The following is an 18,620-nucleotide window of genomic DNA, read 5'->3' as shown; positions in this document are numbered from 1 at the left end:
GATAGTTACAGTCATTCTTACTTACCGAGTGACTTTAGCATCTCATTCTTTTTGTTCAGCAGTTCTTGACAGAAAACTTCATACTTTTCATCATCTAAGAACTCATCTATTACCTGAATGATTCTCTCATTATTAGTTGAGTTTAAATGTTTCTTGATGACTGCCTGCTCGAAATCCCGCCACCACCTACCCTCATCAGACATCGCAGCCTGATCGGGCAAGCCATTAAACCGTTCTTTATTCTGATAAATTTTATCAATATCGAGAAGCGCAACAAAGTTAGGCTTTAAATGCAGAATATGTGAGTTCTTATAAAATTCAAAACGCTGGATTGCTCTTTTGGTGTGATCATCATTTTCAACTATAAAAATTGCTTGCTTCTTACTTTCAGTAAGTAACTCCATTAATCTCTCAGACTGGTACAGACCTCCTAACGCAATGGCCTTCAAATCCGCGACATTAATTTTTTCCTGCAAAGCTTTATTGCTAATGAAGCAGTCGATAAAAAGCTCATCTACCTTCCCCTCAACAAACAACGTTATTTCATCTGACGTAACGCTGTTCTTTCTTTCTTCATTGGCACTTTTCAGTATTTTTGCAACGCCAGGAATAGATGTGGCCCTTGGGAAAAGAGGAAGCCACCCTTTACTGTTGCTCCAGATGACTGGAAGCGTTGTATTTGGGGTGTTATGGTCAAACGCCAGTAAGCCACCCAGCTGAGAAAATCCCAGTGTGGATGTCGATACGACCCTGTTATATTTTTTTATGATTTCCAGTGATGCATTACGCTCCGATACCGGCATATCTTTATAAAATACGCCGTCAAGATTAGCCACAGTATCTTTTGAACAATATTCCAGAGCCGTAACAACGGTGGCGCCTGTTTCTTCAATTACATGTTTTATTCCATCTTCATAACCTGCAACCGTCAGAACAAATAAATTACGGGATTTTGTTAATGAATACACCTCTTCAGCAACCCGCTTAACTTCATGAGCAATGGTTTTTCCTGATCCAATGACATCATCGACCAATACGATATTTTCAATCTTGGACAGGTCTAGTTTATCTTCATCATCATTTGACACGAAATCCTTTTCTGATAAACCTACCGTTGTCCTGTAATGATAAGCTATCAATGAGCCACTTTTGGCCGTGTTTCCTATTGCTGCAAAAAGGGTATTATATTTCTCCATCGGAGAACCTTTTTCCGATATTTTCCTTATTAATTTTGTGTGTGCAACTTCCAAAGCCGACCTGATGCTGTAGGAATCAAGAATATCAATATTGTTGAGAATTCTGACAGCTAGGGGATAATGTTCAGCATCGAACTGCATAACCCATTTGATTGCATGATCCAGTGAAACCTTGACGGGCCATGAATCTATTATTTTTTCGATTTGTCCGACTAAAACGTTTAAGTTATTAGGTAATGCGTTGATCATTATAATTCCTGTATTTTAATTGAATGTACCAGGCTACAAAGCTCATTATATATCAGGCCTGCTGCGCAGAGTTAAGCACTCACTTCAGCGAACATGGATACCCTGCCCACCTTGACTTTTCGTCCGCCGCCGCCTCCCACTCTTTAAACAGCAGGTCGATTGTGCTCTGTACTATCGTGCTTACTATAACGTCGTCCTCTGCATCCCGGAAGTATTCGTCCCTTATTTCAATCTCGGCCTTGAGTCGGGCTATTTCATCGGCCAGCTCGTCGTCAGTCATCCCTGCATATTTTGCCATCTGCGCTCCTTTTCCTTTCGTATTTATCCTCACACACCATTAATTCTTCAGCGCGTGGCGATCAGCGCCCGCGCGTCCTCCGGAGTCATCGAGAACCGCACGCCGAGCTGGCGCGTCACGTCCAGCGCCATCACCCGGCAGTACCACTCGGTGCTTTTCTCATCCTCATGGCCCATCAGCGCCTGGATCACCTTCTTTGGCACGCCGTGCTGCACCAAGTGCATAGCAAACGAATCCCTGAACGTTCTCGTGCACAATGAGGTAACGATCACCACCTATGGTAGAGCGCTCAAATTAGTTTTGCGAACCCCGCAACTATTGGTGGTCATTTTGGTGGTCTTGACAGAAAGGGAATTCAGGTTTAGCTTGCTTATTAGCCAGTTAATGGCAAAGGCGATCCCAGTCAGAGGAGCCATATTTAGAAAAGCCCGCTTAAGGCAACTTAAGCGGGCTTTTTGCTATCCGGCGTTTAGCGATCGGACGATGCCTGCCAGAGATTAAGCTGGCCGTCGGCCACGTGCTCATCAATCTGCTGCAGCTCCGCCGCGCTGAACGTGAGGTTGTTCAGCGCCTGGCAGTTTTCCTCCAGCTGCTCCGGCCGGCTGGCGCCAATCAGCACCGAGGTAACTCGATTGTCCTTTAACAGCCAGCTCAGCGCCATCTGCGCCAGCGTTTGCCCGCGCTGCTGCGCCAGCTGGTTCAGCAGCTGAATGCTTTGCAGGTTCTGCGCGGACAGCATGCTCTCTTTCAGCGAACCGCCCTGCTCGCGCTTCATGCGCGAATCCTCCGGAATGCCGTGCAGATACTTATTGGTCAGCAGCCCCTGTGCCAGCGGCGTAAAGGCGATGCAGCCCGTCCCCTGCTGTTCCAGCGCATCCAGCAGGCCGCTGCTTTCGACCCAGCGGTTCAGAATGCTGTACGAGGGCTGATGGATCAGCAGCGGTATTTTCCATTCCCGCAGCAGCGCCGCCATTTTGACGGTACGGTCGGTGGAATAGGAAGAAATCCCCACGTACAGCGCCTTGCCGCTCTGCACCGCCTGCGCCAGCGCCGCGGCGGTTTCTTCCATCGGCGTATGTTCATCCACCCGGTGCGAATAAAAGATATCAACGTAATCCAGCCCCATGCGCTTCAGGCTCTGGTCGAGGCTGGCCAGCAGGTATTTGCGTGAGCTGCCGCTGCCGTAAGGGCCGGGCCACATATCGTAACCCGCCTTGGTGGAAATAATCAGCTGATCGCGATACGGCAGAAAGTCCTGCTGCAACAGCCGGCCGAAATGGCTTTCTGCCGAGCCCGGCGGTGGACCGTAGTTGTTTGCCAGATCGAAGTGGGTAATTCCCAGATCAAACGCTTTACGCAGCAGCGCCCGCTGGGAAGAGAGACTGTGACCATCGCTAAAGTTGTGCCACAGTCCCAACGACAGCGCAGGCAGCTGTAGCCCGCTGTTGCCGCAGTAACGGTATTGCATCTGGTCATATCGGGAAGCATTTGCACAATAAGTCATGAGTGATCCCTACGCATTGTTTAATATTAAAACATTGTTTCAATATCAGACTAAAGCGTGGTTCACCGGCTGGCAACGGGTAAAGCACATAACTTTGAGGCAGGTAAAATAAAGCAGGCCAGATCGTAGATCTGGCCTGTGGGGAACGTTGGGTTACTTCACTTCGCCCATGGCTTTCAGCTTTTTAGACAGCTCGCGACGCTCTTTCGACAGATCGGCATTTTTGATGATGTAGTCATCAACGCGATCTTCATAGTCGCTGCGCATATTGGCGATGATGGCCTGAATGTCTTCGATGCTCATGCCCGGCTTGATGTACTCGCTCAGGTTGTCCAGCAGCAGTACACGCTTCTGGTTATCACGGATTTTCTTTTCGTTATCGACGATTTCGCGCTGCAGCTTGTTTTTACGGCGGAACATACGCACAAACTCCAAAACATCCTGGAAACTCGGCTTAGTTGCATTATCCATCTTTATACCCTTGCTTTAGTAATACACAGATTCATTTGCTTACGGCCACAATGTTCTCAAGATACAGGTTTGTGGCGGTGCGGCACAACTCCCAATACCGCTATCTTACCCACTTTAGCGTCGCGGCCAAAACCCGAAGCGCACGCTTAATGATCTCACACACTATTCCGCGCTGTCGGCGGTACAGACTTTAAGCAGATCGCCCAGTTCTTCCAACTGCTGCGCCAGCTGCATACTGAGCCACACATAGCCGTAAATCGGCGCTTCAACGTGCTGCCCGCCGGCTTCCTGCATCAGGGTTTTCAGTTCGGCGGAGATCTCCCCCAGCTCGCCAATGGTTTGCTGTGGCAGACCGGGGCCGCCGTGCTCCATCATCGCCGCCAGCGCCTCTAGCGAATGCAGCGTCAGCAGTTGAGCACTGCGCAGCTTTTTAGCGTTCAGCATAATAAAGTGCGTTTCACGCGATGCCCAATAGGCATCGGCCAGCAGTTCCAGCGTGCACACCAGATTGCGGCTCAGGGTCTGCACCGCTTCAAACACTTCGACGGAGATATGGCTTTCCTTACTGCTGGGGGCAATCAGGCTGCGCAGCTTCACCACCTGATTCAGCAGGCGCTTCAGGCGCAGCTCCAGCCGCGGCCTCTCCACCACGTTCGGCGACAAATAGGCGCCATAAACCTGCCCGGCGGTGCGAAAACACTCCGCCATCTGCATCCGCCACAGAATATAGGCGCGCTGCGGATAAATGCTGGTGAACAGCAGCGCCAGTATCGAACCGAAGATGACATCGCCGCTGCGCCACAGCGCGGTTTGCATATCGCCGCTGCCTTCGCCGCACACCACCGCCAGCGTAATGCCGATCAGCAGCGCCATATAGGGCCGTTTACCCAGGGTAAAGTAGCCGCAGACGAACATCACCACCCCGCACCACAGCAGCATCAGTGGCAATGAATAGATTGCCAGATACAACGCCACCAGCCCGGAGGCGGCGCCGAACACCGTGCCGGCAATGCGCTGCAGCGCCCGCTGCGACACATTGCCCCAAAACGATATCGGCCCCATCACCACCACCAGCGTAATCAGCGGCCAGGTGCCTTCCGGAACCTCCAGCAGGCGGATCAGTAAAAAGGTGAGAATAAAGGCCAGCCCGATGCGCACACCGTGCACAATGCGGTAATGACGGTATATCAGGTGTTCAAATGAGGAAATGCCACGATCCAGACGCACGGTGAGCCCACTTACTGATAACGGAAAACCCTCAGTGTAGCGGAGCCAGCACAAAAATGGATAACCGGGAATGTAGAAGAATATGTGCCGCAGCGGGAAACCGGGCGCAGCCGCTACGCCCGGCTTAGCTATTATGCAACGTATTTATCCACCAGCGCCTGCAGGATCGCCGCGGTTTCCGCATCCATTACGCCGTCATATTTCTGCGGACGGAAATGCAGCTGAAACGCCCGCACCAGCTGGCGGTAGCCTTCGTCATCGCCGGCGGCGCTGACGTCATAACCATATTTGGCAAACAGCGCCAGCAGTTGCTGCCGGTCAGGCAGCCCCTGGTTGCAATAGTAGTGCTGATAGCGCTGACGCGTTTCTTCCTCATACCAGGCGCCGACGCCGGCCTGATACAGCTGATGCCACGGGAACTGCGGACCGGGGTCGCTCTTGCGGCCGGGCGCAATGTCCGAATGCGCCACCACGTTGACCGGAGAAATGTCCGGGTAGCGCTGCAGAATATTGCACGTCAGCTGGATCACCGCCTCAATCTGCTGCGGCTCAAACGGTGGGAACGTGATATCTTCGCCGTCGCCGCTGGCCAGATTAACGATCTCAATGCCGATCGAGGTGTCGTTCAGGCTGTTGCGCGCGCCCCACTGGCTGACGCCGGCGTGCCAGGCGCGCTCCTGCTCATCCACCAGGTTAAAGATGCGCAGCCCGTCGAACCCGGCCGCCTGATAGCTGGGATCCTGCGGATCCGGCACCAAATAGTGCGCGCTGACGGCGTTGCCGGTCAGCGAGGTGACCGAGTCGGCAAAATTTTGCGCGGTATAATGCAGCACCAGAAAGCGCACGCGGCGGTTAAAGCTGGCCACCGAACGGTAGCTGTTGTAATCGATAGTGAACATCGCAGATTCCCTCTTTGCGTTAGCTGTCCAAAGGTATTCGCATAGCATCATGATACGCGAAGGCTGGGTGGTATGAACATCACCACGCTTTATTTTTAGCTAAACGCTAAATTTTTAGCAAGAATTTTTAGCGGATAAAATATTTACCTTTTTGCTAAAGAGTGCGATTATCCGCCCATGGAAACCAAAGAAATAAGACGCAATAATTTGCGCGACCTGATGGCCCGCTACGCACGCAACGGCACCAACCAGAACGAGTTCGCCGCCCTGGTGGAGTCTTCCGCGCCCACGCTGAGCCAAATTATCGGGGACAAATCTTCACGCAATCTTGGCGACAACCTCGCCAGGCGAATTGAAGCCAGGCTGAATTTACCCAAGGGCTGGTTCGATGTTTTCCATGAAAAGCAGCTGGCCAAACCCTTTGATAACGTCGATACGGCGTCAGACTTTCAGCCTGCCCGCCTGAAGCCGGTGGTGTGGGAAGACACCAATCAGGACAAGGAAGAGTTTGTGGAGATCCCCCTGCTGGATATCGATTTCTCTGCGGGCGACGGCTGCTATGAAATCGTCGACCGCGAAGAATTTTCGCTGATTTTCCGCCGCTACTATCTGCACAAGATGGGCGTACCGGTGAATGCCGCGCGGATTATCCGCATCTCCGGCTCCAGCATGGAACCGCGCCTGCAGGACGGTGACGTGGTCGGCATCAATACCGACGATTTACGCATCCGTGAAGGCAAAACCTACGCCATCCGCCACGGCAATCTCCTGCGTGTCAAAGTGCTGCTGGAGCAGCCGGACGGCGGCGTGATTATCCGCTCGCTGAACCGTGAGGAGTACCAGGATGAGTACCTCAGCTATCAGCAGCGTAAAGATCAGCTGGTGGTGCTCGGCCGGGTGTTCTGGTCATCCTCATCCTGGTAAGCGCGCTTATTTGAAGTCCACCGCCATCTGCTGCGGAATCGACTGGCCGCGGGTGCTGGCCACGCAGTGTGCAAGATAGTCGGTAAAACGCGGCGGCTGCGGCATCCCCAGCTTCAGCAGTTTATCATTGCTAAAACGCACGTTGAGCATGGCGAACGAGCCGTACAGGCGCATCGCTTTCAGCATCAGCCGTTCGTTGCACGGGCCGAAGATATCCTTAAGTTGACGGCGCATCTTCACCAGCGCCTCATAGCTGACCTGCGCATAGTGTTCGCCAACCGGCGCCTGCTCCAAAGCGCTGGCCATGGCGCGGTCGATATCGGCAAAGCTGACGCTGCGCTCCGCCCCGGCGGAGATATGGTACACATCGTTCTCCAGCCGTTCGCCGTTCAGCAACATCACCAACGCATCGGCGCAGTAATCCGCCGGGATCACGTCAATTTTGTCCTGTAGCGAACACATAAATTTGCGCAGCATCAGCGCCATGCTGAATACCCAAAAAATGCTGCTGGATGGCTGGCAACCAAGGCGCGTGTGGCCGACGACGATCGACGGCCGGGCAATAACCAACGGCAGCTGCGGCAGTTGCTGACGCATCAGCTGTTCAATGGCAGATTTGGAACGGGTGTATTCCACCAGATGCTCGGCGTCTTCGGCGAACTCGCCGCTTTCTGCCACCAGCGTGCCCGGTTCCGGCGTACAGGACATGGCGGTGCCGACGTGTAAAAAACGCTGCAGCCCTTCCACCTGCGCCATTCTGCTGGCCAGTGCCAGCGTACCCTCAACGTTAACTTTCCAGATCAGCGGGTTATTGCCAAATGACGCCACCGCCGCACAGTTAATCACGTGCGTCACATTATTCAAGCGCACATCGCTCAGGAAACTTTCCGCGTCGGCCAAATCCCCCAACAAAATACTTTCCGGTGTAATTCTATCTAATATTTCAGGCGTCAGGTTAAACTTGGCCATATTATTTTTAATCCGAGCCAGCCCCTGTTCTTTATTTTCAGCGCGTACCAGCAGCAGATAGTTTATCTGCTGGTTTTCAATTAATAATTTTTCCAGAACCGCACCACCCAGAAAGCCGGTAGCGCCCGTCAGCAACAAAGTTTTCATTTCGTTTTACTCGTAGAAGGATAGAATAAAACGGATTTTAAATGGCAATAATTAAACGCATCATCAATCAACTATGCGGAGAGAAAACAAATATCGCCGTTAAGGCTTCATTAAGGTTTGAACTGAAATCCATACAATATCTTTAGTTACACTCTTATATTCACACTCAAGATATTTAATCGGTTCGTTGAAGGATTATTTATATTATCTCTGTCTTAATACGCGTGATTTTTCCCTTTTATTTCGGAACCACTATGAGTTACAACCAAAAAGTCTGGTCAGCGGTACTCTTGATGTGCGCCCTGTTCTGGACAGCAATCATCGGCACGTTCTGCACGTTGAATGACCATCATCACCAGCCAGGAAGCTATGCCGAGCAAAAAAACAGCGTTGCCAAGCATCCGACATGTTAAGAATAATGCATTGAAATTAAACCTATTTCATCATCCGCTCTTTTCCTGGCTCTCTTTTATCTACGCATAGAAGTATGTGCACTCTGCTCTGCTTGACGGAAAGACACTTTACGGATAAGAATACTGTACACAATCACAGTAACCTAAAGATGATGATATGTTTGTAGAGCTGATTTTTGACCAACGTAATGTGCAGGGATTGCCGGGCGCGGCCGGGATTATCAAGGACGAACTGACAAGGCGGGTGCACAAGATTTTTCCCGATGCCGAAGTGAGGGTAAAACCCATGTAGGCCAACGGCCTGAATACGGATGTCAGCAAGAGCGACAAAGAAAAACTGAACCGCCTGCTGGAAGAGATGTTTGAAGAAGCCGATCAGTGGCTGGTTAGCGACCTGTAGCCGTTGAAATATTAGGTAAGGTTAGTTTAAGGTACATAGGCTAAAAGTCCCTATCGACTATGACAAGGAGTCACCCCATGGCCTTACCTCCCCGTCAACGGATTGAACCTGGTTACTGCGTTGTTGAAACCCCTGGTTCGCTCACTTCGCAGGCAAACATGCTGTTCAGAAACCCAAACAGCGAAGCCGCCCGCTATTACCTGCAGCTTAATGCCGATACTCCATGGGTGAAGCCGGGACATATTCTGATCGTTGCCGATCCGCACAACCCCCACCAAGGCCCAGCCCTACACCATTTACGCCGGGCCAAAAACCAGGTGAATAAAGCGATGGCGCAGGTGGATGCCGAACAAGCGACATTTCTGCAGCGCAATTACGACACTCTCGCCACCATACTTAATGGCAGCAGCACCGGATTAGGCATCGCCAGTGATTCAGGGAAACGCTACTTTGAACGAATTGATGAAATATTGCGGAAAGTAGAAACTACGTATCAGAACCAGTTCCGCACCCAAGGTACGCTAATCGGTCAGCAGTTTTTTGTCGAACGGAATCGCCTGTTTGGGGAGCTCAAAGTGATGCTGGATAAACCTGTATTCAGCCGACTAACGCGCAAAATCCTGAATCTGCGTCCGTATGACAGCATCAAAAGCGCCCTGAATTTGTCAAGCCGCTCAATTGTCCATGAGTGGTCTACGGTTGGCGTGGGCGCGATTAGAGGTTATTCGACTTATCTGGATGGAACCAGCAGAGCCATTAAATTTATGAAGAATGCTGGATGGGTGGGTTTGGCAATATCAGCGACCAGCACGACCAATGACGTGTATCATGCCTGTACAACCGGCCGCGAGAATGAATGCGGTCATGTTGCCTTCAAAGAATACGGCGCCTTTGTTGGCGGAGTAGGATTAGGTTCAGCTGGAGGTACCTGGGGAGCTCTGGCTGGGGGTGGAGTTTGTGTTGCCTTAGGAATTATCAGTGCCCCTATGGCCGGTAGTGCCGGCGTAGCATGTGCCATCATAGGCAGTGGTATTGGAGCATACGCTGGGACCACCGCAGGTGAAGCTATTGGTAGAGGTGTAGGACGCGGCATGGCCGATATCTTGTTTAAGTAACATAGGTAAATTATGAGTGATGCAGTTAGAAATTTTGGTACAATAATAGCCTTCCTAGGGATGTTGCTCTTTATTTTTAGCATTGCCTATTTTTCTTACATAAAAAAAGATTATAACAACACGATTTCAAAATATTTATCACATGGTTTGTTTATGAGGCGATTTGATATGCTTGCCGCTTCCGCGGGATATTTTGGCAGCATGATCGTTACCATATTTTTTTGGCAGCTTCTGACCCGAAAGCGCATTCAACTGTCCAAAAATGAGTACCTTGGGAATGAATCTTACGATTTTGTCAATGCTTTACCAGAGAGTGAAACACGTTGGATTAAACGCTACTTTCACCTCTTTTTAATCTGGTCATTTTCAATGCTCTTGGGAGGGGTGCTGATGTATCTACCCGACTGGCTACCTATCTCGTGACGGAGACTAAAACCATTATTGCTATCTGGTAGGAGGGCTGTTAACGGCTATATGGGCAGAAAGTATAGTGATTACGCTGCCGATATTGTTTAAAAATAATGATGAGATATCGCCAATGAGTTTCTATTTAATGCTTTTCGGGACAGTGCTTGGTTTCTCTGGTACTACTTTTTTCATATTTATTATGGTGTACTTCGGTTTCACAAAGAAAAGATATGAGGATATTTTATCCCGGTATTTATCCAGTGGTATTATCATGCCGGATGTTTACGTTGTTTATTCCAAGGGCGGTTTTTTTACAAGCCTATTTGTCGTTGGATTTTTCAGGAAGCTTCTCAAAAATAAAACTATTAAGTTGGGGAGGGGTACCAAAATGCCAAAAATCTCCTATGAATATGTGCAATCATTACCCGAACCTTTGAAGGCATGGATAAATAGGTATTATAGTATGCATATGGTAGCGGCCACTTTAATTTCCGTTGGTTTTACCCTTATGTTTATTGATAGTCTTGCCTCATAGCCTTCAAAAATCCCATGAGTCGTTTTCAATACTTGGAGGAGGTCTACTCATGCACATACCCGAATGGTTTCATATTCCATAGCACGATGAACCTCTCAGGCACGTCAAAGGCCCTCCTACCAATGTTCGGGCGCTGCCCCATACAACCTATCGATAATTCCTTTTAGACTGAACCTGCGCAGCAAAACCGGCCGCATTCCCCTTCTGGACTGCCCGAAGATGGTTTACCATGTAGCAAACGCAGCGGATCAAGGGTGAAACACCTTTAAATCTGTCAATCAGATGACAAACGCGGACAAGCTCAGACAGTGAAAAACAACAGCAGACAGAATACGTTTTACATCCACGACTATGAGACCTTTGGCAAAAGTCCGTCGCTGGATCGTCCAGCCCAGTTTGCCGGCGTGCGCACTGATATGGACTTCAATATCATCGAAGAGCCGCTGGTGATCTACTGCACCCCGGCGGATGACTACCTGCCGGATCCGGAAGCGGTGATGATTACCGGCATTACGCCGCAGGAAGCGCTGGCCAAAGGCGTTTGCGAAGCCGAGTTTGCCCGTCAGATCAACGAAGCCTTCAGCGTTCCCGGCACCTGTATCCTCGGCTACAACAATATTCGTTTCGATGATGAGGTCAGCCGCAATATTTTTTACCGCAACTTCCACGATCCTTACGCCTACAGCTGGCAAAACGGTAATTCACGCTGGGATCTGCTGGATGTGATGCGCGCCTGTTACGCCCTGCGGCCAGAGGGAATTGTCTGGCCGGAAAATGACGAGGGCTTCCCCAGCTTCCGTCTGGAGCACCTGACCCGCGCCAACGGCGTCGAGCATGAACAGGCACACGACGCGATGTCAGACGTGTATGCCACCATTGCCATGGCCAAGCTGCTGAAGCAGGCGCAGCCGCGCCTGTTCGACTACCTGCTGCAGCACCGCAACAAGCACAAGCTGAATGCGTTGATCGACATTGCCGAGATGACGCCGCTGGTGCACGTTTCCGGCATGTTCGGCGCGGCACGCAGCAACACCAGCTGGATCGCGCCGCTGGCCTGGCACCCGGAGAATAAAAATGCGGTGATCGTCTGCGATCTGGCCGGCGACATCTCCCCGCTGCTGGATCTGAATGCCGATCAGTTGCGCGAACGCTTATATACCCGCCGCGACCAGCTGGCGGCCGATCAGCCGCCGGCGCCGATCAAACTGGTGCATATCAATAAATGCCCGGTGCTGGCGCCGGCCAAAACCCTGCTGCCGGAAAATGCCGAACGGCTGGGCATCGATCGTCAGGCCTGCCTGGATAACCTGCAGATTCTGCGTCAGCACCCGGAAGTCCGCGAGAAAGTGGTAGCGCTGTATGCCGAAGCGGAGCCCTTCACCCCGGCCGACGACGTCGACGCCAAACTGTACGATGGTTTCTTCAGCGATGCCGATAAAGCGGCGATGAAAATCATTTTGCAAACCAAGCCGCAAAACCTGCCGGCGCTGGATCTGGCCTTTGGCGACGGCCGCATGAAGGAGTTGCTGTTCCGCTACCGCGCACGCAACTATCCAAACACGCTGGACGATGCCGAACAACAACGCTGGCTGCAGCACCGTCGGGAAGTGCTCAACGCCGAGCGGGTGCAGGCCTATATTCTGCAGTTGGAAGCGCTGTATAACCTGCATGAAGGCGACAACGCCAAAATGGCGCAGCTAAAAGCGCTGTTTGATTATGGTAAGCAGCTGGTCGGGTAAGGCAGGAGTGCGGTGGGCCTGGCCCACCGCAGGTTATTCGTCAATGCGCACGTCGATCAGCACCGGGCAAGGCGCATGTTCAATCACCGCCACGCTGCACGAACCTTTCAACAGGCGGTTAAAGGATGACATCTGGCGACGCCCCATCACGATCATCGCCGCCTTCTGCGCCTTCGCTTCCGCGACAATCGCTTCCGCCGGCTCGCCGACCAGCACCTTGCCGCTGGCACTGACACCGGCCTCGCTCAGCACCGCCAGCGCCTGCCGTACCACCGTTTCGGCCGCCTGCTGCTCGTCATTGGCATAGGCAAAGTCAGCCGGGTCTTCGCCGCCTTCTTCATCGCCGTTCACAACCAGCGCGTAACCCGCATCGATGCAGCATACCGCCAGCGCCTGCGCCTGCAGCGCCCGCGCCTGTTCGGCGGCCAGGGCCAGCACATATTGCGTCGCGTCCGAATTATCCATCGCCACCAACAACGTTTTCATCTCAGGCTCCTATTCATCACGCAGCGCCGCCTTGCCGATTTCATCGATCAGCGCCTCTTTGCACTTCAGAATTTCAGTCCGGTAATGCGCCTCATTTTTCTGCAGGCGCGGGCCGGGGATCAACAGACTGATGGAGAAACGCCCCAGGATGGTGTCGATCGCCACCGCCATGGTGGAAATGCCTTCCAGCGTCTCACCGCGATCGTAAGCCAGCCCAGTTCGGCGAATCTCCGCCAGACGCGTCATCAGCGCGGGAAAATCACGCACCGTTAAATCAGTAATCGCCGGGTAGGCCTCACCCAGCAGCGTGCGGGCCGCATCGTCGTTATCCAGCGCCAGCAGCGCCCGGCCGCCGGAGGTGCTGTACAGCGGCAGGTTCATACCCAACCGCGGCACCACGCGCAGCTCGCGCTCGGCAACAATATAGTGCACCACCGCCAGCTGCAGGCCGTTGGCCCGCGCCAGCGACACGGTTTCCCCGGTCGCATCGCTCAGCGCCTGCAGCCAGGGCTGGGCGATCGCCACCACGTCGGTATGCACGTTGGTAATCAGACGCAGCAGCGCCGGCCCCAGACGTACCCCGCCGACGCTGCCGTGGCTGCGTACCAGTTGAGCATCGTCCAGCGCGCCGACAATACGCTGCACCGTAGAACGCGGCAGATCGACCCGCTGGGCGATCTCGCCCAGACTCATACCGTTTGGCTTTTCGCCCAACGCGTTGAGGATCTTCGCTGCGCGAGCGATGACCTGAATACCCCTCGTCCTTTCGTCGTCGCGGGCTATTGGCGATTCAGACATAACACTTTCCCTTTTCGTGCGGTTCACGTCCATTGTAACACTCATACTTTGACGCGCGCACTGTACCACATTGCAATACAATGCATCACAATATAATATAAATCGCGACTTGTATCACAATACAGTACACCGCATCGATTAATTCCCCTCTCTGGAGTACTCATATGACAACCCAGCCTGCGGCCGCGCCGCCGCCGCACCCTTTTACCCTGCGTTTAGCGCTGGGGTTAGTCGGCGTGCTGATTGCCGCGTTGACGTCCGGATTGAACGATCGTATCTCCAGTCTGGCGCTGGCGGATATCCGCGCGGCGATCGGTATTGATTATGACACGGGCAGTTGGATCACCTCCGCCTATCAGGCCGCCGAAGTGGCGGCGATGATGGTAGCGCCCTGGCTGGCCGTCACCTTTTCCCTGCGGCGCTTCGCCCTGATCGTCATCACCGGCTTCGCTGCGGTGGGCATACTGCAGCCCTTCGCCACCGGCGCCGCGCCGTTTATTACCCTGCGGGTGATTCAGGGACTGTTCGGCGGCGCACTGCCACCGCTGCTGATGACGGTGGCGCTGCGCTTTCTGCCGCCCAAAATTAAACTCTACGGTCTGGCCGCCTATGCGCTGACCGCCACCTTCGGGCCTAACGTCGCCGCATCGCTGACAGCGCTGTGGACCGACAGCGTCGGCTGGCAGTTCGCCTTTTGGCAGGCCGTGCCGCTGTGTCTGATCGCCGCGCCGCTGATAGGCTGGGGACTGCCGCAGGACCCGCTGCGGCTGGAGCGGCTGAAGCAGGCCGATCTGTTCGGCATGCTGACCGGCTGCAGCGGCATTGCACTGCTGATCCTGGCGCTCACCCAGGGGGAACGGCTGGACTGGCTGAATTCGCCGTTGATCGGCGCCATGCTGCTGGCCTCCGCCGCGCTGCTGGTCGTTTTCCTGATTAACGAGTGGTTCCATCCGCTACCGCTGTTCAAGCTGCAGATGCTGGAACGCAGAAACCTGGCTTTCGGCCTGCTGGCGCTCGCCGCGGTGCTGACGCTGTCGCTGTCCGGCTCGTCACTGCCGTCCGCCTATTTCGCACAGGTGGAAGGGTTCCGCACCACCCAGTTTGCGCCGCTGGCGCTGGCCGTCGGCCTGCCGCAGCTGATTATCGCGCCGTTTATCGCCATGCTGCTGAACTGGCGCTGGGTCGACAGCCGCTGGATGCTGGCCTTGGGCGCCGGCGCGATGATGCTCTCCTGCCTGCTGGGCATGCAGCTGACCGCCGAATGGGCGCGGCAGAACTTCTGGCTGATCCAGACGCTGCAGGCGTTCGGCCAACCGATGATGATCTTGCCGATCCTGATGGGCTCAACCAGCGTGGTGGCGCCGCCGGAAGGGCCGTTCGCCTCCGCCATGTTCAATACCGTGCGCGGTTTTTCCAGCGTGGCGGCCGGCGTATTCGTTACCCACTTCCTCAACCGGCGCGAGCAGTTCCATTCACACATTCTGGTCGACCAACTGGGCAACCGCCCATGGCTGATGACCGCCGCCACCGGTGACAGCGCCGGCTACAGTACGCCGCTGCTGCCCGACGGCACCGTCAGTTCGGCGGAAAACCTCGGCCATTTTTCAACGCTGGTGAAACATCAGGCGCTGATCCTCGGCATCAGCGATGCCTATTTACTGATCATCGGCTGCGCGCTGTTGCTGGTACTGCTGACCCTCTGGCTGCCAAAACGCGTCTATCCGCCACAAACGCTGTTACCTTTAGCTCCTAAAACATCGAGACCATAACTATGAGTTTTACACCTGCCAAACGGACATTCATCCTGGCGCTGCTACTGCTGTTGTTGCTGGCCTGCGCCTTTGCCATCTGGTCATTCAGCAACCGTCACGACTACAGCACCACCGATGCAGTGGTCACCGCCGACTATACGCTGGTGGCCCCCAAGGTGTCCGGCTATATCCGCAGCGTCAACGTCGAGGACAACCAACAGGTTAAAGCCGGCGATGTACTGGCGACGATCGATGACCGCGATTACCGCGTCGCGCTGGAAACCGCCGAAGCCAGCCTGCAGCTCAGTCAGGCCAAGCTGGCCAGCATTCAGGCCCAGCTGGAACAGCAGCAGGCCAATATCGCCCAGGCCGAAGCGGCCGTCAGCGCCAGCCAGGCAACGCTGAACTACGCCGGTCAAAATGCCGAGCGCTACCGCCGCCTGCTGAAAAGCCATGCCATTTCTGCCGATGAACAGCTGAAGTCCGCCTCCTCGATGCAGAGCGCCGCCGCACAGGTTAAGCAGAATCAGGCCGCCGTCGTATCCGCACGCAAGCAAGTCGGCGTACTGCAGGCCAGCCGGCAGCAGGCAACCGCCGATATCGCCGCCGCGCAGGCCAGCGTCGATCAGGCACGTCTGAACCTCTCCTATACCCGCATCGTGGCGCCTATCGACGGCATGATCGGACAGCGGGCGGTGCGTCAAGGTGCCTGGGTCAGCGCCGGTACGCGGCTGCTGGCGGTCGTGCCGCTTGAGCAGAGCTATGTGCTGGCCAATTTCCTGGAAACCCAACTGTCTAACGTCAGCCGCGGCCAGCCGGTCACCATCAGCGTCGATGCCCTGCCCGGCGTCACCCTGCGCGGCCACGTCGACAGCATCGCACCGGCCACCGGCGCCACCTTTGCCGCCATCAGCGCCGACAACGCCACCGGCAACTACACCAAAGTGGTGCAGCGCCTGCCGGTGAAAATCCAGCTGGAACCGAACCAGCGCGACGTCGCGCGCCTGCGCGTCGGCATGTCGGTAATCCCGCGGCTGGAAATGCGCTGATTTCATCCGCCAATCTGCGGGCACAAAAAAGGGCTGAACACTGTTCAGCCCTTTTTTATTCAGCGGTAACGCTTACCGTTTACGCCACGTCTTCACTCGCCTGCGGCACCGGCAGACGGAAGCTGCGGGTGACAAACGCCAGATAGATCAGGCCGATAGCGCCCCAAACCAGGCCCAGCGTCATCGAGCTGCTTTCCAGGTTCAGCCACAGCGCACCGACGGTCAACGCGCCCAGCACCGGCAGAATCAGATAGTTCACGGTATTTTTAACTCCGTGGTTCATCTTATCGCGGATGTAGAACTGCGAGATCACCGACAGGTTAACGAAGGTGAAGGCCACCAGCGCGCCGAAGTTGATCAGCGCCGTCGCGGTCACCAGGTCAAACGACACCGCAGACAGGGCGATCGCCCCCACCAGCAGCACGTTCATCGCCGGGGTACGCCATTTCGGATGCACATAGCCAAAGAAACGCTCCGGGAACACGCCATCGCGGCCCATCACATACATCAGGCGGGATACGCCGGCGTGCGCCGCCATACCGGATGCCAGAACGGTCACGCAGGAGAACACCAGAATCACCGACTGGAAGAACTTGCCGGCCACGTACAGCATGATTTCAGGCTGGGACGCGTCCGGATCCTTGAAGCGGGAGATGTCCGGGAAGTACAGCTGCACAAAGTAAGACACCACGATAAAGATCACGCCGCCAATCAGCGCCGTCAGGAAGATGGCCTTCGGGATCACCTTCTCTGCGTCTTTGGTTTCTTCAGACAGCGAGCTGATGCCGTCAAAGCCGAGGAATGAGAAGCACAGAATGGTCGCGCCGGTAATCATCGGCACCACGTGCGCATTGTCGGACCAGAACGGACGGCTGCTCACCAGCGTACCGGCGCCTTCGCCGTGATACACGCCGTTGATCACCAGCCCCAGGAACACCACCATGATCGCCACCTGCACCACCACGATAATGGAGTTCAGGTTCGCCACCAGCTTGATGCCGCGCAGGTTGAACAGCGTCATCAGCGCCACCAGCGCCACGACAAAGATCCACGACGGCACGCCCGGGAAGATCGCTTCCAGGTAAATTTTGGCCAACAGGATGTTGATCATCGGCATGAACAGGTAATCAAGCAGCGATGACCAGCCCACCATAAAGCCGACGTGCGGGCCAATCGCCTTCTGCGCATAGGTATAAGCAGAACCGGCCGATGGGAACTTCTTCACCAGTTTGCCGTAGCTGAGCGCAGTGAACAAAATCGCCAGCAGCGCGAAGGCGTAGGCGGTGGCGACGTGACCGTCGGTCAGGCCGGAAACAATGCCAAAGGTATCAAAGATGGTCATCGGCTGCAGATAAGCCAGGCCCATCATGACCACAGGTACCAGAGTAAGGGTTTTACGCAGTTGAGTGCGCTGTGCCGGAGCGGCGCTGACGATGTTATCGGACATTGTTCAGCCCCCCCTTACCTTCAGACTTGCGGAGAGTAGACACGCTAAGACTCAAGGTTGCGGGGAAACTTCGCAACAGGCGACTTAATTCTAAAAGAGGGGTAAGGGGAGCCGGGATATGCATCAAGGAAACCTTGGCTGCTGGTCCGTAATCGCCGCGGGTGCAGCGGAAACCGGCGGGCACCGGTGCTGTATTGAAAAATTGCCCCATCTTTCTTTTCCTCATGAGTCACGACCAATGAAGTTTTTGGTTGATCGTGCACAAAACTGTTTATCTATCCGGCTCGGAGTCCGGCCTCGCTTGTGTATGAAACGCTCGGTTTACAAAACTAGATGCAAAAAAATAACCGACGCTTTAAAACGTCGGCTATCTCTGCATTACGGGTATTTTGCATCAGAAAACCTCTGGATGACAAGATCCAGAAGCCCTCCAACTGCAAATTATTTTTGGCGATCGCACTAAAATCCTTCGTTTAGATGGATATTTCAGCGGCTGACATCACCTTAAGTTATTTCTTAGGTTTTACCTTACACCCTTTCAATCATTTTTCAACACCCAATCGCCGACGACGGTGCGTAGCTGCGCGGCAAATTG

At 54.2% G+C, this 18,620-nt stretch carries 19 protein-coding genes and 2 pseudogenes; 10 read left to right on the top strand and 11 right to left on the bottom strand.

Going from position 1 to position 18,620, the window contains the following annotated elements:
• Positions 1-17 precede the first annotated feature (17 nt).
• The 3 genes and pseudogenes from HF675_RS08325 to HF675_RS08315 form a co-directional block, all read right to left on the bottom strand.
• Entirely contained in the window at positions 18-1,445 is a 1,428-nt protein-coding gene (locus HF675_RS08325; RefSeq protein ID WP_107759087.1) for a hypothetical protein, read from the bottom strand.
• A gap of 79 nt (positions 1,446-1,524) precedes the next feature.
• Positions 1,525-1,743, bottom strand: coding sequence for a hypothetical protein (locus HF675_RS08320; RefSeq protein WP_107759086.1), 219 nt, complete (start codon positions 1,741-1,743; stop codon positions 1,525-1,527).
• Positions 1,744-1,790: 47 nt separating this feature from the next.
• Positions 1,791-1,991: pseudogene (locus tag HF675_RS08315) on the bottom strand (tyrosine-type recombinase/integrase); the annotation flags it as partial.
• A gap of 70 nt (positions 1,992-2,061) precedes the next feature.
• Between HF675_RS08315 and HF675_RS23935 the strand changes: the two are divergent.
• On the top strand, positions 2,062-2,244 hold the full coding sequence (locus HF675_RS23935) for a hypothetical protein (RefSeq protein WP_370569842.1): 183 nt from the start codon (positions 2,062-2,064) through the stop codon (positions 2,242-2,244).
• Here the strand turns inward: HF675_RS23935 and mgrA are convergent.
• From mgrA to HF675_RS08295, 4 genes are all read right to left on the bottom strand, one after another.
• The gene (gene mgrA, locus HF675_RS08310; protein ID WP_105231824.1) at positions 2,213-3,247 is read right to left on the bottom strand and encodes an L-glyceraldehyde 3-phosphate reductase; all 1,035 of its coding nucleotides are present in this window, start codon (positions 3,245-3,247) and stop codon (positions 2,213-2,215) included. The two genes, HF675_RS23935 and mgrA, sit on opposite strands and share 32 nt — an antisense overlap.
• A gap of 153 nt (positions 3,248-3,400) precedes the next feature.
• The gene (tmaR, locus tag HF675_RS08305; RefSeq protein ID WP_105231825.1) at positions 3,401-3,718 is read right to left on the bottom strand and encodes a PTS system regulator TmaR; all 318 of its coding nucleotides are present in this window, start codon (positions 3,716-3,718) and stop codon (positions 3,401-3,403) included.
• Positions 3,719-3,880: 162 nt separating this feature from the next.
• Positions 3,881-4,945, bottom strand: a complete 1,065-nt coding sequence (locus tag HF675_RS08300) for an FUSC family protein (RefSeq protein ID WP_105231826.1) — start codon at positions 4,943-4,945, stop codon at positions 3,881-3,883.
• A 131-nt stretch (positions 4,946-5,076) separates the two neighbouring features.
• Complete coding sequence (locus HF675_RS08295; RefSeq protein ID WP_187044409.1) at positions 5,077-5,844, bottom strand: N-acetylmuramoyl-L-alanine amidase; 768 nt, start codon at positions 5,842-5,844, stop codon at positions 5,077-5,079.
• 177 nt (positions 5,845-6,021) lie between these two features.
• Here HF675_RS08295 and HF675_RS08290 point away from each other — a divergent pair, with 177 nt between their 5' ends.
• The gene (locus HF675_RS08290; RefSeq protein WP_105231828.1) at positions 6,022-6,768 is read left to right on the top strand and encodes a S24 family peptidase; all 747 of its coding nucleotides are present in this window, start codon (positions 6,022-6,024) and stop codon (positions 6,766-6,768) included.
• Between the two features lie 6 nt (positions 6,769-6,774).
• Here the strand turns inward: HF675_RS08290 and HF675_RS08285 are convergent, their stop codons facing one another.
• The gene (locus tag HF675_RS08285; RefSeq protein ID WP_187044408.1) at positions 6,775-7,884 is read right to left on the bottom strand and encodes an SDR family oxidoreductase; all 1,110 of its coding nucleotides are present in this window, start codon (positions 7,882-7,884) and stop codon (positions 6,775-6,777) included.
• 254 nt (positions 7,885-8,138) lie between these two features.
• On the opposite strand from HF675_RS08285, the gene HF675_RS08280 reads away from it, so the two are divergent.
• The 6 genes and pseudogenes from HF675_RS08280 (at position 8,139) to sbcB (ending at position 12,494) form a co-directional block, all read left to right on the top strand.
• Positions 8,139-8,297: a hypothetical protein gene (locus HF675_RS08280; RefSeq protein WP_172606270.1), complete on the top strand. Its 159-nt coding sequence runs from the start codon at positions 8,139-8,141 to the stop codon at positions 8,295-8,297.
• A 157-nt stretch (positions 8,298-8,454) separates the two neighbouring features.
• A pseudogene (locus HF675_RS08275) lies at positions 8,455-8,697 on the top strand (DinI family protein).
• Positions 8,698-8,774: 77 nt separating this feature from the next.
• Positions 8,775-9,812 carry a hypothetical protein gene (locus HF675_RS08270; RefSeq protein ID WP_187044407.1) on the top strand — a complete coding sequence of 346 codons (1,038 nt, stop codon included), beginning with the start codon at positions 8,775-8,777 and terminating at the stop codon, positions 9,810-9,812.
• Positions 9,813-9,824: 12 nt separating this feature from the next.
• Complete coding sequence (locus tag HF675_RS08265; protein WP_111736761.1) at positions 9,825-10,235, top strand: hypothetical protein; 411 nt, start codon at positions 9,825-9,827, stop codon at positions 10,233-10,235.
• Between the two features lie 67 nt (positions 10,236-10,302).
• Positions 10,303-10,755, top strand: a complete 453-nt coding sequence (locus tag HF675_RS08260; RefSeq protein WP_255427343.1) for a hypothetical protein — start codon at positions 10,303-10,305, stop codon at positions 10,753-10,755.
• A 308-nt stretch (positions 10,756-11,063) separates the two neighbouring features.
• Positions 11,064-12,494 (top strand): exodeoxyribonuclease I, encoded by a 1,431-nt coding sequence (sbcB, locus tag HF675_RS08255; protein WP_160030564.1) that lies wholly within the window; start codon positions 11,064-11,066, stop codon positions 12,492-12,494.
• A gap of 33 nt (positions 12,495-12,527) precedes the next feature.
• On the opposite strand, the gene HF675_RS08250 is transcribed toward sbcB, so the two are convergent.
• Together HF675_RS08250 and HF675_RS08245 are read right to left on the bottom strand one after the other, a co-directional pair.
• Positions 12,528-12,980, bottom strand: coding sequence for a universal stress protein (locus tag HF675_RS08250; RefSeq protein ID WP_187044406.1), 453 nt, complete (start codon positions 12,978-12,980; stop codon positions 12,528-12,530).
• Between the two features lie 9 nt (positions 12,981-12,989).
• Positions 12,990-13,778, bottom strand: a complete 789-nt coding sequence (locus tag HF675_RS08245; RefSeq protein WP_105231835.1) for an IclR family transcriptional regulator — start codon at positions 13,776-13,778, stop codon at positions 12,990-12,992.
• Between the two features lie 164 nt (positions 13,779-13,942).
• Here HF675_RS08245 and HF675_RS08240 point away from each other — a divergent pair, with 164 nt between their 5' ends.
• Both HF675_RS08240 and HF675_RS08235 read left to right on the top strand, forming a co-directional pair.
• Entirely contained in the window at positions 13,943-15,547 is a 1,605-nt protein-coding gene (locus HF675_RS08240) for an MFS transporter (protein ID WP_187044405.1), read from the top strand.
• Positions 15,548-15,549: 2 nt separating this feature from the next.
• Positions 15,550-16,578, top strand: a complete 1,029-nt coding sequence (locus HF675_RS08235) for an HlyD family secretion protein (RefSeq protein ID WP_105231837.1) — start codon at positions 15,550-15,552, stop codon at positions 16,576-16,578.
• Between the two features lie 79 nt (positions 16,579-16,657).
• Here the strand turns inward: HF675_RS08235 and HF675_RS08230 are convergent, their stop codons facing one another.
• Positions 16,658-18,025, bottom strand: coding sequence for an APC family permease (locus HF675_RS08230; RefSeq protein WP_105231838.1), 1,368 nt, complete (start codon positions 18,023-18,025; stop codon positions 16,658-16,660).
• Positions 18,026-18,620 lie beyond the last annotated feature (595 nt).

Source organism: Serratia sp. JUb9 (genome assembly GCF_014298095.1).
GTDB lineage: Bacteria > Pseudomonadota > Gammaproteobacteria > Enterobacterales > Enterobacteriaceae > Serratia_B > Serratia_B rhizosphaerae.
Note: the sequence above shows the minus strand (reverse complement) of the source record. Positions and strands in the feature narration are given on the sequence as shown.

Excerpts from the sequence above, each read along its gene's own strand:
- HF675_RS08250 (WP_187044406.1), bottom strand. The coding sequence starts at position 12,980 with ATGAAAACGTTGTTGGTGGCGATGGATAATTCGGACGCGACGCAATAT.
- HF675_RS08240 (WP_187044405.1), top strand. The coding sequence starts at position 13,943 with ATGACAACCCAGCCTGCGGCCGCGCCGCCGCCGCACCCTTTTACCCTG.
- HF675_RS08295 (WP_187044409.1), bottom strand. The coding sequence starts at position 5,844 with ATGTTCACTATCGATTACAACAGCTACCGTTCGGTGGCCAGCTTTAAC.
- HF675_RS08230 (WP_105231838.1), bottom strand. The coding sequence starts at position 18,025 with ATGTCCGATAACATCGTCAGCGCCGCTCCGGCACAGCGCACTCAACTG.
- HF675_RS08320 (WP_107759086.1), bottom strand. The coding sequence starts at position 1,743 with ATGGCAAAATATGCAGGGATGACTGACGACGAGCTGGCCGATGAAATA.
- HF675_RS08270 (WP_187044407.1), top strand. The coding sequence starts at position 8,775 with ATGGCCTTACCTCCCCGTCAACGGATTGAACCTGGTTACTGCGTTGTT.
- HF675_RS08235 (WP_105231837.1), top strand. The coding sequence starts at position 15,550 with ATGAGTTTTACACCTGCCAAACGGACATTCATCCTGGCGCTGCTACTG.
- HF675_RS08290 (WP_105231828.1), top strand. The coding sequence starts at position 6,022 with ATGGAAACCAAAGAAATAAGACGCAATAATTTGCGCGACCTGATGGCC.
- HF675_RS08265 (WP_111736761.1), top strand. The coding sequence starts at position 9,825 with ATGAGTGATGCAGTTAGAAATTTTGGTACAATAATAGCCTTCCTAGGG.
- tmaR (WP_105231825.1), bottom strand. The coding sequence starts at position 3,718 with ATGGATAATGCAACTAAGCCGAGTTTCCAGGATGTTTTGGAGTTTGTG.
- HF675_RS08280 (WP_172606270.1), top strand. The coding sequence starts at position 8,139 with ATGAGTTACAACCAAAAAGTCTGGTCAGCGGTACTCTTGATGTGCGCC.
- HF675_RS08325 (WP_107759087.1), bottom strand. The coding sequence starts at position 1,445 with ATGATCAACGCATTACCTAATAACTTAAACGTTTTAGTCGGACAAATC.
- HF675_RS08285 (WP_187044408.1), bottom strand. The coding sequence starts at position 7,884 with ATGAAAACTTTGTTGCTGACGGGCGCTACCGGCTTTCTGGGTGGTGCG.
- mgrA (WP_105231824.1), bottom strand. The coding sequence starts at position 3,247 with ATGACTTATTGTGCAAATGCTTCCCGATATGACCAGATGCAATACCGT.
- HF675_RS08245 (WP_105231835.1), bottom strand. The coding sequence starts at position 13,778 with ATGTCTGAATCGCCAATAGCCCGCGACGACGAAAGGACGAGGGGTATT.